Here is a 15,235-nt window from a genome sequence, read left to right as displayed (position 1 = left end):
AACTATGAAAAAAACCGTAACCGCCATCCTGATAACCACATTGTTTTTCCTGTGTGTTTCGTGCGGGATGGTACGGGATGCGGTATTTACGGTGCTCGGGGAACGCGAGCCCGCGTCCGCGTATGCGGATTCCCCCGGCCTGCCCCCGGGGAATACGATGGTTCCAGAGGGCGCGGCGCAGGAAACGGACGAAGAGAACCTGTCCTTTTTTGACGAGATGATCGATACGGAAGGGCTTCTCGGCCCGCAGCCCGCCCTGCGAATCAATGACGTGGAAGGCAGCTACCTGCTTTCGGACGACGGGTTTTATGTGAAAGATACTCCCTTTATGGGAAAAGACGGGACGGTTATGCTCGGCTTTAACCTTGGGGGCGTCAACGACGCGGTCATCTACAGCTACACGGAGGACACAAGCGCCATCACTCCCGCGCAGGTGCTGAAGGAATATAAAAAGCTGTACGAAACGTTGCTCGGGAAATACGGCCGGGCGGCTTCCCACGAATGGGCGGTCAGCGAAACCGGAACGGCCGGGGGCCTGTATTCCGTGGGCGAATTTGACGACGGCGACATTGCGGACGCGCTGGCCCACGGCCGGGTGGCGGCGTTCCGGTATTCATGGAACCGGGTCGGCGGCAACGTCCTCACCGCGTGGCTGTTTTTAGAACGCGGCGGAACCTATACGGTAGGCCTTACGTATGATAAAACGGGAGACACGCTCCCGCGCTGGTCCGCGTCGGTATGAAAGGGGAGCACACATGGGATTATTCCGGAAAAAAATCACAGAGGAACAAACAAATACGGTCAAACGCCTTTTAAAGGAAGCGAACGAGTGCTCGCGGATTGCAAACGAGGCCGTTACGGCGAGGGTGTTTTTTGAGAATTACCATGGGCTGGAGCAAAAATTGCGCGAGCTTACGGATTACGAAAAATACGGGGTGTTCAAGGGAACCCTGCCTTCGCAGAACTTAAACCGCATCGAGTCGAATTTCCAGAACGACCTCAATCTTTTTATCCAGCGCAGCTACCTGCATCTGAAAGAAAAGACCGAGAAAATGGATGAAGACGAAGCGCGGCGTGAACGCGGGAAATATTTCCGCAGCCTTAAGGAATATGAAGGCGAATTCAGCACGTATAACAGGAACCTGCTGAAGGATATGGAAAAGAAAAACGGGTAATTATCTTATGGAAGAAAACGGAAAGAGGAAGGTCGGGGAAGAACCCGGCGGGGGAAAAGCGCCGCAAAAAGGCGGTTCGAAAGTAGCTACGTGGATTATCATCGCGGTTGCGGCCGTGGTGCTCGTCGTTGCGCTCGTAAACATCATCGGTATCAAGAGCGAGGATATCGCGAACGAACAGACCTACCGGGGCCTGAAAGAGGTCGCGGAGGGTACGGCGGAGCCTTCCCCGGCGGCGAATCCGCGAGACCGCAAAATTGATTTCGACGCGCTGCGCGCGGTGAACGAAGACATCGTCGGATGGATATATGTGCCCAACACGGCGATCGACTATCCGGTGGTGCTCGGCGAAGATAACGATTATTATATCTCCCACAGTGCGGAAAAGGAGCAGAACCGCGCGGGGGCCATTTTCCTCGATTACCGCAACAAAGAAGATTTCACCGATCCCAACACCGTGATTTACGGTCATCGTATGAACGACGGCTCCATGTTTGCGGATTTGCATAAGTTCGAGGATGAAAGCTTCCTTAAGGAGAACAAGTATGTTTATTTATACCTGCCCGGCGGCGTGGTGCAGGTATACGATATTTTTGAGGCAAGCGTCGTAGGCGATATGGACGAGGCCTATACCATAAGCTTTGCAGACGCCGCGGCGTTTGAAAGCTACCTGACGAAAATGAAAAACCGCTCCGCGTCGTCCTTTAACCTGGAGCTCTCCGCGCAGGACCGGATCATCACGCTGTCAACGTGCGTGCGCGGACAGGACGAGAACCGTTATATCGTGCAGGCTGTGCGGGAGAAATCCCAGGAGGGCGTATGATTTACACTGTCACATTCAATCCGGCGCTCGATTATATCATGTATATGGACGGCCTTTCCGTCGGCGAGGTAAACCGCGTCCGCGCGGCGAAAATACTGTGCGGGGGCAAGGGGATCAACGTGTCGTGGGTCCTGCATAACCTTGGGGTCAAGAGCGTTGCGCTTGGGTTTGTCGCAGGTTTCACGGGCCGGGAGATTGAGCGCATGCTGCAGGAGCACGGCTGCCAAACGGATTTTGTGCGGCTCGGCGGCGGCTTGTCGCGGATTAACGTCAAGCTGGTTGCGGGGCAGGAGAGCGACCTCAACGCGCCGGGGCCGCAGATCGACACGCTGGAACCGTTTTTCAGAAAATTGGACGGCCTCACCGGAAAAGATACCCTTGTGCTTGCGGGCAGCCTGCCCGCCGGGCTTCCGGAAAATACGTATGAAAAAGTGCTCGCGCACGTAAGCGGCGCGCGGTGCGTGGTAGATACCACAGGCGACGCTTTGCGTGCGGTGCTGAAATTCAGGCCGTTCCTCGTAAAGCCGAACCATCACGAGCTCGGCGAGCTGTTCGGCAGGGAACTGCGGACGGAAGAAGAAATTGCGGACTGCGCCGAAAAGCTCCGGCAGGAGGGCGCGCAAAACGTTCTCGTCTCGATGGCGGGCGACGGAGCGCTTATGGCCGGGCAGGACGGCAGGATATACCGTTGTGCGGCGCCAAAGGGAACGGTGCGCGGCTCTACCGGGGCGGGGGATTCCCTGGTCGCCGGGTTCCTAGCAGGCTATGAGGAGGCTGGAAGCCTTGAATATGCCTTCCGCATGGGCGTTGCCGCGGGCAGCGCAAGCGCGTTTTCGGAAGAGCTTGCCACACGGGAAGAGGTTTACGCGCTCCTTGAAACAATAAAATAAGGAAAAACCGAAGCGGTTGTCCGGGATGGAAATTCCGGAACAGCCGTTTTTGTTTACGTACGTTTCCATAATTATGAATACCTTCCCGCCGCCGTGAACGCAACCCACGCGCTCTGCGCCCTATGCGCCCCGGCCGTTTGCGCCCGCCACCCATGATACGAATGCCTTTCCGCCGCCGTGAACGCAACCCACGCGCTCCGCGCCCTATGCACCCCGCGGAAAATACGTGGGCCCGCTTGCGCGAACGCGAGCAGGCCCGTATAAAAAGAGGAAATGAAAAACGATATAAATGATTCTATGACCCTATTTTACACAAGCTTCGTAAAAAGCGAAGGAAAACCCGGTAAATTCTTTGTAAAATATACGCCGTGGAAACGCCCGCCCCGCGGGAACCCGCCGCACGATCCGGGTCGGGTTCCCCCTGCAAAAAAGCGCAGGTGCCATATATTCCGCCGCCCCACGCGTGCCCTTAACAATAAAAAACAGGCGTTTCCGACCCCCAATCATTTGCGGAAACGCCCGTTTTTCAAAATAAGCTATATTGCTGACTGCCCGGCAATTCAGGAGGATGCCGTTGCAGATGAAGCACAGTTTTTGCACAGGCCGTAAAACAGGATTGCGTATCCCGAAATTTGGCAGCCTGTTTTTTCCCCGACCTCACGGTCGAAAGCGGGCACATATTCCCGTGGAATATCTACCATCGCCCCGCATTTTTCACAGACCATGTGATAGTGCGGCTCCAGCGTACCGTCGAAATGATCCGCGCCGCCCGGAACGGGAATCTTCATGAGCAGGCCGTTCTCCGCAAGCTGGTTCAAATTCCGGTATACCGTCGCAAGGCTTAATCCGGGATGATCGGGTTTCAAAAGGGAAAACACCGCGTCCGCCGTGGGATGCACCCTGTTTTCCAATACGGTTTTTAAGATCAGCTCCCGTTGCTTTGAATAGATCATAAAACCCTTTCCTTTGCCCGAACTAATCATAATTAAGAATGATTATCATTCTTAATTATGATTATACTCGCCATACCGAAAAAGTCAACAAGAAATTAAAGATTTTTGCATAAAATTTTTTAAGATTGGTATATAAAGAAGATAAAAACCAAAAGGAGGAAAGCGGTATGCATAAAATTATGAAAATCGAGGGCATGACCTGCGGGCACTGCGCGCAGCGCGTGGAATCCCTTTTAAATGAAATGGAAAACGTTTCCGCGTCCGTTTACCTGGAGCAGGACGCCGCCGATATAGAGGCCGGCGAAGGCGTAACCGATGAAACGCTCCGCGCGGTGGTGGAGAACGCCGGATTTCAGGTAACGTCCATCGAATAGAGCGGCCGCGGGGTTTCAAAACGCCGCACCAGCGCCATCGTGGCATAGGCGCATCCGCACCCAAGGAGCGCGCCCGCGAGCACGTCGGAGGGATAGTGGACAAACACATACACCCGGGAAAAAGCGATGAGCAGCGCATAGACCGAAACGGGAATGCGCGCTCCTTTATCTGTGGCGAAGAAGACCGTCAGCGCGGCGAAGGAGGACGACGCATGCCCCGACGGAAAGGAATAGCCGGATGGCGGAGGAACCAGAAGCGCCGATGCGCCGTATTGAACAAAAGGGCGCGGGCGCATCACAAGGTCTTTGGTGATAACATTCCCGATTACATATGCAAGGGCGATCGCGAAAAGCACCATCAGTCCCTGCCTGCGTGTCTTTTTGTCAAGCAGCAGCAGGAAAATAGCCAGCAGCCAGACAAAACCGGAATTGCCGATCAGGGAAAACGACGGTATGATGAAATCGAGGGCCGCGCACGAAAAAGCGGCGGTGCCAAACAGCATAACCTGGTCGGGCATAAATGGTCCTCCTCTTTAAAACATTCAAATGCCATTATAGACAAACCGGGACACAAATGCACGAAACATTTTCTAAACAATTCCTTACAATTTGCGGAAATACAAAAAATGACCCGGAGCTCCTCGCGGAGCCGCGGGCCATATTTCTGCGCCGGGCTATTCTTCAAATGTGGCGGCAACCTTTTTAAGATTGTTTATAATGTCGATATGCTGCGGGCAGGCATGCTCGCACTGCCCGCACGCGATGCAGTCGGACGCCCTGCCAAAAATTTGGGAGTAGTTGCCGTAATAGACAGACTGCAGGGAAAAGCCCGTCGGCTTTGCCTGCTTCTCGGTATTATATAATGCAAAATATTTGGGGATGGGGATATTTTTGGGGCATCCTGCCACACAATACTGGCAGGCAGTGCAGGGAATGGCAATGGATTCGTTGATAATATCCGCCACCTGCCGGACCTTCTCCCGCTCATCCTGTGAAAGCGGCTGGAAATCACGCATATATCCGGTGTTGTCCAAAAGCTGGGCCATATCAGACATTCCGCTCAGCACGACCATCACATTCTCAAGGCTGGCCGCAAAACGGATTCCCCACGAAGGCACCGACCAGCCGGGGTGGCAATCCAAAAGAAGCTGTTCCGCTTTGGGGGGAACCTGCGCCAGCATGCCCCCCTTCACCGGCTCCATGACAATTACTTTTTTTCCATGCTTTTTTGCAGCCTCATAGCACAGGCGGGACTGGATACTTTCGTTGTCCCAATCCAGGTAATTGATTTGCAGCTGGACAAAATCGACCTCGGGATGCGCGGTCAAAATCTGATCCAGAAGCTGGGCGCTGTCGTGGAAGGAAAATCCGATGTTGCGGATATAGCCTTCCCGCTTTTTGCGCGAGATGAATGGGAAGCTGTCCATTCTTTCGGCAATCCCGTAAGTTTCAACCCCGAGATTGTGCAGCAGGTAGTAATCAAAATAATCCACGCCGCATTTTTCAAGTTCCTCACTGAAAATGCGTTCCTGGTCTTTTTTTTGCTTTAAACTGCGCATGGGAAGCTTGGTTGCCAGCGTAAAGCTGTCGCGGGGATGGCGTTTCACCAGCGCTTCCCGGATCGCGCATTCGCTTTTGAGGTTATGATATACATATGCGGTATCGAAGTAGGTGAAGCCGCGCTCAAGGAACACGTCCACCATACGCGATACCAGTTCAAGATCAATCGTTTCCGTATCGTTGGAATCAAGCAGCGGCAGCCGCATGAACCCGAAGCCTAATTTTTTCATAAAACCGTCCCTTTTCTATAAAAATATACGGCGCGCTTATGCGCCCGTGCCATTAAAAATTTCCTTTGCCTGTTTCATATTTTCCCGGATTGGAACCCCAAACGGGCCATGCAGTTTACGCCGTGGTCGATGGCAAGATCGAACATTCGGCGCGTAAAGGCTTCATCCCTGCTGGAGAACCCTTCGCAGCCGAGGCCGATTTCGCTTACCCTGATGCCTGTTTCGCCGAGCGTGCGGTAGTTCATCGTTTGCCCCCCTGCTGTGCCAAACGCTCCATTGTATCCCGGATGGCGACGAGCGCCTCGGCGGGGTCGTCGATTTCTGCGACAGCCTGCTCCATCGGGCAGGGGCCGGTTCCCGCTCGGTTTTCAATCGTCCGCGTAAGCGTGCCGCAGGAGTGGGCGATTCCGCTTTTCTGCAATACGGGTATGGCAGCCTCGCTCATCACGGATGCGTACACCTCCCGCACACCGGCCAGTACAAACAAAAGCGCGGCAGCCTTGCCGATGATTTTATCCGCAGCGGAAAATCCATCCAGCTCCATATCCGAAGAAAGGAATTCCACCAGGGGAGCAACGCCGGATTTCCAGCTTGTGTAAGTTGTGCCGCCCTTCACAAAAGCGCAGGAGCAGCCCTCCGCTTTCAGCAGCCCTTTCGCCCGGTCTATATCACGCATGGCGTTTCTCCCTGTTTTCCAACCAGAAAATAATCAGGGGGATCAGGCACCATTGGAGCACGAGGCCCGGAAGCCCGGTGGCAATGCTCATCCAGATGGAGTCTACCGCCACGGCTCCATTACCCATACCATAGACTGCAACGAGGACAGCCGCCGCACGGATTGCCCGTCCGGCAACCTGTGCCAGAAACAATTTTACGATGACGGGCATTTGGGTTTTACCGAGGAATCCGGCTGCAAGCCCATAGCCCGCAAGCTCGATCATCATAAAGGGAACCATAGCCGCGCCCGGCATGCCGGACAGCGCAAAGCTTAAAAGCGGGCTGAGCGCACCCGCGACCGTGCCGACAATTGGCCCCGCAAGAAGGCCCACCAGAAGGATTGGAAGGTGCATCGGCAGGAATGCCTGACCAAGGGATGGGCCCATGCCGGATACGGCGCCCAATACGTGGAAAAGCTGCGGCAATGCGACTGCAAATACGATAGCCGTCAGGATGGCGATGGATTTGGTTTTGATTGTTTCCTTTTGAAGTGCGATTGCATGTAACATAATAACGGTTCTCCTCAAAATAATTGTTTGTTCTTAAATAAGAGTAACACCTGGAGTGTACTCCAAGTCAAGTGCGGATTTGCCAATTCAAAGAATTTATGACAAACGATGCATAAAGGAAGTGTTGAAATTAAAAAACAAGCGCGAATTCAACGAAACTTTTTAATCAGGGCGTTGACTTTTTTAGGTCTTTATTATACAATAATAAGGCTTCAAATTTTATAGTTGTGCCAGTAGCTCAGCTGGATAGAGTGCTTGACTACGAATCAAGAGGTCGGGGGTTCGAATCCCTTCTGGCACACCAAACCAAGATAATCCGAACCTGATCCCAATCGGAGAAGGGTTCGGATTTATTGTTTTCTTAGCGCCTTCTGAAGATAAAAAACCAATCAAACGGAGGCGTAAAAAATGAGCAGAATCAAAATCAATGAATCAAAAATCGGCAGGTACGGACGGATGCGGCTTGTATTCATCAAGGAGCACCGGAAAGATTTATACACAGAGCTTCTCTTTTCGGGTAGTCTGGAAGATTATCTATGTGAATTGAATAAGGAAGTGCTGGATCGGATATGGGAATATACCTGCCAGATTGCAAAAGAGCAAGGCATCGACGAAGAATTGAAAGCGCACGATCAAATGGCGTGGGTTGGAACGATGAATGCGATTAAAGCGCAGGCGGAGGAAGTTATCCTTAATGAGATAATCAGAGAATAATCCCCTATAATACGTAGATTGCAAGAACGATATGATATACTTATAATATAGGTGAGAGGATTAGATATGATGGAGAAATTCCAGATTGCTGTAGCAACATTACCCAAAAGCAGATTGGATATCCATCTGGATATTGATATGATAAAAGTGGCGTTGATATATGGCGATGAGGTAAAACTGTATAGTTTATCAGCCGAGTTTAGTACATATACACAAATAATATCGGGAATGAATAATGACCAATTTGGAGATTTCGAAGTGCTAAGGAAACTTTAACCTAAGTCAGAGTATCCAATGATAAGGCGGACGGTATCTATATGAATACCGGCCGCCAATTCATATTACCCGATTTTCTTTTTCTTTAATTTTTGTTTCCGCTTCCACTCCCGAAACTCTTTCTGACCTTCCTCGCTCTCAAAGAATCTTTGTATCTCCGGGAGCAGGCAGCGAGCCAGTGTGTCGATCTCGTACTGTGGTATTTTCTCCTCCTTTGCCTTCCTTACCATGTATCCCTCCGTATTCAGTTGTCAGACTCTATTCAGTTTTCAAGGTACTTACCGTATCGGGGCGTTATTGCGGCTGCGGCTTTCCCTGCGCATCTGCCGCTCCCGCTCCCGTTCCGCACGGTCTTTGGCAAAAATGTCTTCCAATAATTCCTTTACTCTTTTGGGCGCAATCTTCACCGCCCGAAAGAAATCCCGCGTACTCTCCCATAGCCGGTCAAAGTCTCCTCGCAGATCCCGCAGCTTCCATTCCTTCTCCGCCAGCTCCCGCTTCAATTCCGGGATTGTAGAGCGAGACACGATCCCCTCCTTGGCCAGCGTGAGCATCCCCTCAAATTCCTCCCCGGTCAGTTCCACCTTTCCGAAGATCTTCTTCTTTCCGGTATGTTCCAATTCATAAAAGGTCTTATATACCTCCCGTTTGGGCTCCAGTACCTGTTCGATCCTGTCCAGTTCCTGCTGCCGCATCCGCGCTTTCCGCTCCATTTCTCTTACTTTCTCCTGCTCCTGCCGCAACTTGTAATCCAGTACGGATAAGTGCTCCGCGGTGCTCCCGCGCACCCCGCGTTCAAAATCCGTATATCCCGCGTCCCTCATGTGTTCGTAGAATCTGTCCTGCAACAGGCTGTACGGATGTACCAGACGGGGCTTCCCCTTCCCGTCCCGTATCGTGTTTCCGCGTTCGTCCGTCATTTTCCTCGATCCCCATTTCTTGGAATGGCTGACCTGATGAACCACCTCCTTGACCTTGCCTATAAGGGCTTTGTCTCTGCACCGCTTTGTCCACCGGATCTCCTTTTCCACTACAGGGATATACACGACGTGCAGGTGGTAATGATATACGTCATATCCGTATTCGGCGGACAGGCTGCGGTTCCGCTCGTCCGCGTGCATGACCGCCGAGATAATGTACTGCTCGCCGCCCGCGATCTCTGCGGCGAGCTTGTATGCCTTCCGGTAGAACCTTACGGCATACGCATAGCCGCCGTGCCGCTCAAAGTACGCGGTGTTGACGTCGAATACCATCTCGTCGAATACGTTGGCGTCCTGCCTGAGTCCACGTGTGCTGACGACCTTGTCCTGTACCAGCCTGTCAAAGGCCTGCGCATAGGTCCCTTCGCACTTTTTGAAATATACATTGTTTCCGCTCCGCTCCGGTATGACGTCCGGGTTGCTGTACGATTCGTTCTTCCGCTCGTTGTGCCGCTCACGGATACCGATTGCTTTTTTCGTGTAAGGCTTGTTGCGCACGACGGTACGGTCTGGTTTGGGCATGAACTTCACCTTCCTTTCGCTGCGTGCCGCAGGGAGCGCCGGGAGAATACTTTGGAAAAGTATTTGACCCACTATGACACTTTCGTGCTCCGCTCCGAAAGCTGTCATGCGGGCTCTCCGAGGGCCCTGCGGGGCTGTATATCCGAGATAGACGCAAGCAGCAGTTCGCATATGAACTGCTCACGATATGATTCTATCAGTACAAATATGAACTGTCAATAAAAATATTTCAGAAGTGAACTGTTTATGATATACTGGTCACAGATAGTAACAACAAAAAGGAGAAAAAAGTAATGACGACAGGGGAAAAGATACGGAAATACAGACTGGAACGGGGGCTTTCCCAGAAGGAGCTGGGGCTGCGGGCAGGGATGAGCGAGCCCGCGGTACGCAACTATGAGCTGGGGAACCGTATCCCGTCGGTCAAGCGGTTGGAGGCTTTGGCGGGTGCGCTCGGGGTGAGCCGGTTCGCCCTGTCTGATCCGGACCTTGACACTTACATCGGGGTGATGCACGCCTTATTTTATTTGGAGGATACCTATGGACTGGAGCCGATTGACCGCAGCGGAGAGATTGTGCTGAAGTTCCCGATTGAAAATTCCCTTTATGAGGATGTGCGTTCATGGTGCAAAGAGCGGCAGGCGTTTGCGGAGGATAAGATTTCCCGCGAGGACTATGACGAATGGCGGCATACCTTTCCCAAAATACGGACGGAACGAAACATACGGGCTGTGCGTGAGCTGCAAAAGAAGCAAAAATAGCTTTGAGCCTTGTTCAGCTGCAAAAAACAACAAAAAAGAGAGGCGCGTGTCCTTTGCAAGCATCGCAAAAGTATATACTTTTGCAGCTTGTTAGGGACTATCGTCCCTATGACCCTAAGCGGATTAGCCGCTGATATAAACAAATAGTATTTCATATATTTTCGCAATTGATCGTATTGTTTTGTTATATAGGAATAAATAGAGATATATAATATTTTAATAACTTTTGATTTTGCATAGTTTAATTGAATCAATAATAAGTCTGCCCAAAATATAAATATGACTTTTTCTATTTTTAATATATTTAATATAATTTACGTAAATTGAGCAGCTTTACGTAAATTATGGCAAAATATTTTCAACTGATTGATTTTATTAGGCTAAAAAGATTATGATATATACCAAAAACAGTTTGTATTGCGGCAGTCTGAATAACAGAAAGCAATCTGAATACCATAAGAAAATTGATTGGGAGATAGATTTTGAATATTACAATAAAAGAGATTGCAAAAATGACGGGAGTATCGATTGCCACGGTATCCCATGTTATCAACAAGACCCGTTATGTCAGCCCAGAGCTGACGCAAAAAGTAGAAAGGGCCATTTATGAAACAGGATATATCAATAAAATACGAAGAAATCAATTCAAATTTGGAAGGCAATCCAGAATGGCATTTGTGCTGCCCACCACAAACAGTACCGTATATGCACAGCTTGCAAACACAATGACAGAGCTTCTTGCAAAAGAGGGATATATCCTTTCGACCTATGTTTCCCACGATAATGAAGAGTATGAAAAGCATATCCTGATGAATCTGCTTGCGGATAAAAATATTGCCGGCATCTTTTTGTCGCCTACGGTAAATGCGTCGCGGATATACACAAAGGTGAAGCGTTCCGGTATTCCTTTTATGTGCGTGGAGCGCAAGACGAAAGACGGCGAAATTCCAGCCATACTGTCTGAAAACGAAGAAGCGATGTTCAGGGGGACCCGCCACTTGATTCGCAGCGGGCATAAATTGATTGGTATCCTGCTCGAAGACTGCGACTTGATTCACTGCCAGGAGCGTCTTGCGGGATATAGGCGCGCGTTAGAGGAATATAAAGTCCCATTCGACAAAGGATTGGTTTGCAGAGTGGATCTTTACTGCCAGGAAGAGGAAAACATTTTTGAAAAAGCGCGTTTCAATACGCTCCCTTCTGCATTTATCGCGGCGGGAAACACTTTGACCCTAAAACTCCTGAAAAATGCGGACGATTACGGCTTGAAGTGCCCGGACGATATTTCCATTGTCGGCTTTGGCGATGATGAATGGAGCAGTATTTTTAATCCGTCGCTTACGATTCTCAGGCAGGATACCGCTAGCACCGCAAAGCGTGCGGTGGAGATGATGATGGGATTATTGAAAGGAAATTCTGCTGCACAGACAGTGGTTCGCATGCCCGTCGGTTTTACGGTCCGCAAATCCACGCGCGTCATCAATCGGGGGCCGTTTGGGGAAATTGCCGTTCCGCCTGAAAACATACTGGTCGATACGGCGGAAGAGGAATATTTAAAAAAGGAACAATTCAAGGTTGCCATCGCGTTCCACTGCACGGATACAGAATGGTCCCGGCTTCAGGAAACGGGGATCCGCGATACGCTTGCGCGCTATAACGTACAGGTCATTGCGGTGATGGACGCAAATTTTAATGCGCAGCTGCAGGTAACGCAGCTTGAGGCGCTTCGTATGCAGAAGCCGGATGCGATTATCGGCGTTCCGGTAGATGAAAACATTACGGCGGGCAAATTCAAGGAGCTCTCCCGCCTGACAAAAATGATTCTTATTGGAAATATACCTCAGGGGATTGACAAGAATGACTATTATAGCTGCGTTTCAGTGAACGAGCGGGAAAACGGACAAAATGCAGGAAATATATTGGGGGAATATTTCAGGGAAAGAACGGATGTCAAGCTGGGCTTGTTAAATCATGGGCTGCCGTTCCACATGACGCGCCAACGGGATAATGCAGCCGAGCAGGTTCTGACGGAAAATTATACCAATTTGCAGATCGTATCGCGCAAAAATTTTTACCAAATTCAAAACGTATATGATACCTGTATGCAAATGATGCGGGAACACCCGGAGATTTCCGGGCTTTATGTGTCGTGGGAACGCCCGGCAATGGAGGCGATACGCGCCCTGCGTACGCTTGGAAGGACGGACGTCGCCATTTCCACGGTGGATTTGGATTTGGAAATCGCATCTTATATGGCCCGCGGGGAAATGGTGCGGGGCATAAGCGCGCAGCGTCCTTACGAGCAGGGCGAAGCAGCGGCAATGGTTACGATCCAGGCGCTTCTGGGGAAAAAAGGATATAAATTTGTGGGCGTGCAGCCGGTGGTGGTATACCCGCGCGAGTTGACGCGTTATTGGCGCGAAATCATCAGAAAACCTGCGCCTGAATTTCTGAAACCGCATAAAAACCGTTGAATTTACGTAAAAAAGGCATAAAAAATAGTGTTTTCCTGAAAAAAAGTTAAAATGGACAAAATTGCTTTCTTTATTTTTTTTGCTGCACTATAGTATACGTAAACAAAGGGAAAAACACAAAGATAAAACAACAAATGACGTACCCGTTATGGAAACGGAAAAACAAGATTTTCCGTAGCTCTGTTAATTTACGCTTTTTTAGCGCAATCGAAAAAAATAAAAAAGGAGAAAGCTTATGAAAATCACTTACTCGACAAATGCGTGGGGACCGGTTCTGGCGCACTGGGCCGCACCAAATTGTGTAAACGCCGCATATTACAGGTGCGGCGGCAAACTCGAACAGGCGCTGGCGGATATCGCGGAAGCAGGATTCGAATCGGTGGAGATATTTGATGGAGAATTGCTGGAGTTCGAGGGACGCAGCGAGCTTCTGGAAAAAATGCTGGAAAAGTACGGCCTTGCGCTAAAGGGCGTATATATCGCCTGTAATTTTATTTACGACGAGATACTGCCGGAAGAACTGGACCGTGTCCGCCGCGCCGCGCAGTTTGCGAAAAAACTCGGGGCAACAGAGATAGCCCTTGGGGGTGGCGCGATACGGTTTGACGGAATCAGGGAATCGGATTACGTAAAGCTGGGCGAAGCGCTTGACAGGGTTTGTGACCTTGCAGACACACTGGGGATGCGGGCGAGCTTCCATCCCCATATGGGGTCGCTGGTGGAGTCCCCGGTTCAGCTGGACAAGGTTATGCCGCATACACGTATTAAACTGTGTCCCGATCTTGCCCATGTAAAAAAAGGCGGCGGTGACCCGCGTGAGGTCGTAAAACAATATCTTGATCGGATCGATTACATCCATCTGAAGGACATTATGGACGACGGTATGTTCTGCCCTCTCGGAGTCGGGATACTTGATATAGATGCAATTGTGGAAACGCTCAAAAAAGCGCCGCACAGGATTGAGATTGCGATTGAATGCGACGGCTGGACGGGCGATCCGGCAGAGGGGGCGCGGATCACGTCACATTATTTGAAGAAACAGGGATTTTAAGAAACAAAAATTGAAAGGAGAAACAAATGAAGACTTATCAGGTAGGTTTGATCGGCGCGGGATTTATGGCAAAAGCACATTCCATTGCATACGACGGGATGCCGATGTTTTTTTGGCCGGCGCCGGGGATGGCGGTCAAAAAGACCATTGCCGATTTGACGGAGGAATGCGCGAAGGACGCGGCGCAACGGCTGGGATTCCGGCAGGGGACGGCGAATTGGCGCGACATTGTGGACGATCCCGAGATCGATATCGTTGATATCTGTACGCCAAACGACGCGCACTACGAAATCGCTGTGGCGGCGGCAGAAGCCGGGAAGCATATCCTGTGCGAAAAGCCGATCTCAAGAACGCTCGAGGAAGCCGAAAAGATGCGCGACGCCGTTAGGAAAGCCGGCGTAATCAATATGCTTGCGTTCAATTACAGGCGGACGCCCGCAGTACAGCTTGCAAAAAAATTAATTGACGAAGGGGCGATCGGGACGATCCTGGATTTCCGCGGGACCTATTTGCAGGATTGGTCGGCCGATCCGGATTCCCCACTTTCCTGGAGGTTCCAGAAAAAGGTTTGTGGCTCGGGCGCGCTTGGAGATATCGGGACGCATGTGGTCGATATGGCGCGGTTCCTCATCGGAGACTTCGACGAGGTAAACGCGCGTGTCGCAACGTATATAAACGAACGGCCGCTGCAAACCGGTTCCGCGGACAGCCTTGGGAATGTGAAAGGCGGCAGCGGGCCGAAAGGAAAGGTTGACGTGGACGACCAGTGCTGCTTTATGATTAATTTCAAAAGCGGCGCGTTCGGCACGATAGAGGCGACGAGGAATGCGTGGGGCCGCAATAACTTCATTACGCTTGAGATCCACGGGACGGAAGGCTCCATCTATTTCAATTACGAACGCAGGGATGAACTGCAGGTCTGCTTTGCAAGCGACGGGGGAGACCGCCGGGGCTTCCGTACGATTTACACCGGCCCGGCCCACCCTTACGGCGAAGGCCTGTGGCCGATCCCGGCGCTGGGAATCGGATATACGGAGACCAAGATCGTCGAGTGCTACGATTTCATCAAGGCGATTGCGGAAAACAAACAGGCCTCGCCTAATTTTGAAGACGGCTACCAGATCGAGAGGATCAGCGACGCCGTCCTGAGGTCGGGCGCGAGCCGCGCATGGGAAAAAGTTTGAGCGAAACAGGTTTTGGAAACATCCAATATCAAGAGAAAACAA

General features: G+C 51.1%; 19 protein-coding genes and 1 tRNA gene. 12 read left to right on the top strand and 8 right to left on the bottom strand.

Going from position 1 to position 15,235, the window contains the following annotated elements:
* Positions 1-4 precede the first annotated feature (4 nt).
* Genes BBD38_RS03960 through pfkB form a run of 4 tightly spaced genes read left to right on the top strand, consistent with a single transcriptional unit; the run spans position 5 to position 2,888 of the window.
* Positions 5-742 carry a hypothetical protein gene (locus BBD38_RS03960; RefSeq protein WP_066684835.1) on the top strand — a complete coding sequence of 246 codons (738 nt, stop codon included), beginning with the start codon at positions 5-7 and terminating at the stop codon, positions 740-742.
* A 13-nt stretch (positions 743-755) separates the two neighbouring features.
* Positions 756-1,175 (top strand): hypothetical protein, encoded by a 420-nt coding sequence (locus tag BBD38_RS03955; RefSeq protein ID WP_066684833.1) that lies wholly within the window; start codon positions 756-758, stop codon positions 1,173-1,175.
* A 7-nt stretch (positions 1,176-1,182) separates the two neighbouring features.
* Entirely contained in the window at positions 1,183-1,998 is an 816-nt protein-coding gene (gene srtB, locus BBD38_RS03950) for a class B sortase (protein WP_082989466.1), read from the top strand.
* On the top strand, positions 1,995-2,888 hold the full coding sequence (gene pfkB / locus BBD38_RS03945; RefSeq protein ID WP_066684830.1) for a 1-phosphofructokinase: 894 nt from the start codon (positions 1,995-1,997) through the stop codon (positions 2,886-2,888). The genes srtB and pfkB overlap by 4 nt, the downstream gene beginning before the upstream one ends.
* 560 nt (positions 2,889-3,448) lie before the next feature.
* On the opposite strand, the gene BBD38_RS03935 is transcribed toward pfkB, so the two are convergent.
* Positions 3,449-3,841, bottom strand: coding sequence for a Fur family transcriptional regulator (locus BBD38_RS03935; protein WP_066684824.1), 393 nt, complete (start codon positions 3,839-3,841; stop codon positions 3,449-3,451).
* Between the two features lie 167 nt (positions 3,842-4,008).
* Here BBD38_RS03935 and BBD38_RS03930 point away from each other — a divergent pair, with 167 nt between their 5' ends.
* Positions 4,009-4,215, top strand: a complete 207-nt coding sequence (locus tag BBD38_RS03930; protein WP_066684821.1) for a heavy-metal-associated domain-containing protein — start codon at positions 4,009-4,011, stop codon at positions 4,213-4,215.
* On the opposite strand, the gene BBD38_RS03925 is transcribed toward BBD38_RS03930, so the two are convergent.
* The 5 genes from BBD38_RS03925 to BBD38_RS03910 form a co-directional block, all read right to left on the bottom strand.
* Positions 4,194-4,733, bottom strand: coding sequence for a phosphatase PAP2 family protein (locus BBD38_RS03925; RefSeq protein WP_066684818.1), 540 nt, complete (start codon positions 4,731-4,733; stop codon positions 4,194-4,196). The two genes, BBD38_RS03930 and BBD38_RS03925, sit on opposite strands and share 22 nt — an antisense overlap.
* A gap of 156 nt (positions 4,734-4,889) precedes the next feature.
* Entirely contained in the window at positions 4,890-6,005 is a 1,116-nt protein-coding gene (locus BBD38_RS03920; protein ID WP_066684806.1) for an aldo/keto reductase, read from the bottom strand.
* Positions 6,006-6,079: 74 nt separating this feature from the next.
* Positions 6,080-6,250, bottom strand: a complete 171-nt coding sequence (locus BBD38_RS14430) for an aldo/keto reductase (RefSeq protein ID WP_147568071.1) — start codon at positions 6,248-6,250, stop codon at positions 6,080-6,082.
* Positions 6,247-6,681 (bottom strand): DUF1893 domain-containing protein, encoded by a 435-nt coding sequence (locus tag BBD38_RS03915; protein WP_066684803.1) that lies wholly within the window; start codon positions 6,679-6,681, stop codon positions 6,247-6,249. Before BBD38_RS03915 ends, BBD38_RS14430 begins: the two co-directional genes overlap by 4 nt.
* Positions 6,674-7,231 carry an ECF transporter S component gene (locus BBD38_RS03910; protein WP_066684800.1) on the bottom strand — a complete coding sequence of 186 codons (558 nt, stop codon included), beginning with the start codon at positions 7,229-7,231 and terminating at the stop codon, positions 6,674-6,676. The genes BBD38_RS03915 and BBD38_RS03910 overlap by 8 nt, the downstream gene beginning before the upstream one ends.
* Positions 7,232-7,458: 227 nt before the next feature.
* Between BBD38_RS03910 and BBD38_RS03905 the strand changes: the two genes are divergently transcribed.
* The 3 genes from BBD38_RS03905 (at position 7,459) to BBD38_RS03895 (ending at position 8,221) form a co-directional block, all read left to right on the top strand.
* Positions 7,459-7,535: transfer RNA gene (locus BBD38_RS03905), tRNA-Arg, on the top strand.
* Between the two features lie 104 nt (positions 7,536-7,639).
* Complete coding sequence (locus tag BBD38_RS03900; protein ID WP_066520103.1) at positions 7,640-7,945, top strand: TnpV protein; 306 nt, start codon at positions 7,640-7,642, stop codon at positions 7,943-7,945.
* A 66-nt stretch (positions 7,946-8,011) separates the two neighbouring features.
* A complete protein-coding gene (locus tag BBD38_RS03895; protein WP_066520104.1) occupies positions 8,012-8,221 on the top strand; it encodes a hypothetical protein in 210 nt (69 codons plus the stop codon).
* A gap of 65 nt (positions 8,222-8,286) precedes the next feature.
* Here the strand turns inward: BBD38_RS03895 and BBD38_RS14650 are convergent, their stop codons facing one another.
* Both BBD38_RS14650 and BBD38_RS03890 read right to left on the bottom strand, forming a co-directional pair.
* On the bottom strand, positions 8,287-8,451 hold the full coding sequence (locus tag BBD38_RS14650) for a hypothetical protein (RefSeq protein WP_162938948.1): 165 nt from the start codon (positions 8,449-8,451) through the stop codon (positions 8,287-8,289).
* A 48-nt stretch (positions 8,452-8,499) separates the two neighbouring features.
* A complete protein-coding gene (locus BBD38_RS03890; protein WP_066684797.1) occupies positions 8,500-9,723 on the bottom strand; it encodes a plasmid recombination protein in 1,224 nt (407 codons plus the stop codon).
* 293 nt (positions 9,724-10,016) lie between these two features.
* Between BBD38_RS03890 and BBD38_RS03885 the strand changes: the two genes are divergently transcribed.
* The 4 genes from BBD38_RS03885 (at position 10,017) to BBD38_RS03870 (ending at position 15,193) form a co-directional block, all read left to right on the top strand.
* Positions 10,017-10,484, top strand: coding sequence for a helix-turn-helix domain-containing protein (locus BBD38_RS03885; RefSeq protein WP_066520107.1), 468 nt, complete (start codon positions 10,017-10,019; stop codon positions 10,482-10,484).
* Positions 10,485-10,966: 482 nt separating this feature from the next.
* Positions 10,967-12,958, top strand: a complete 1,992-nt coding sequence (locus BBD38_RS03880; protein ID WP_066739708.1) for a LacI family DNA-binding transcriptional regulator — start codon at positions 10,967-10,969, stop codon at positions 12,956-12,958.
* A 235-nt stretch (positions 12,959-13,193) separates the two neighbouring features.
* Positions 13,194-14,009, top strand: a complete 816-nt coding sequence (locus BBD38_RS03875; protein WP_066684795.1) for a sugar phosphate isomerase/epimerase family protein — start codon at positions 13,194-13,196, stop codon at positions 14,007-14,009.
* A gap of 26 nt (positions 14,010-14,035) precedes the next feature.
* Entirely contained in the window at positions 14,036-15,193 is a 1,158-nt protein-coding gene (locus BBD38_RS03870; RefSeq protein ID WP_066520111.1) for a levoglucosan dehydrogenase, read from the top strand.
* Positions 15,194-15,235: the final 42 nt, after the last annotated feature.

This window comes from Christensenella intestinihominis, from assembly GCF_001678845.1.
GTDB lineage: Bacteria > Bacillota > Clostridia > Christensenellales > Christensenellaceae > Christensenella > Christensenella intestinihominis.
The sequence above is the reverse complement of the archived record's forward strand: the minus strand, read 5'-3'. Positions and strand labels throughout refer to the sequence as shown.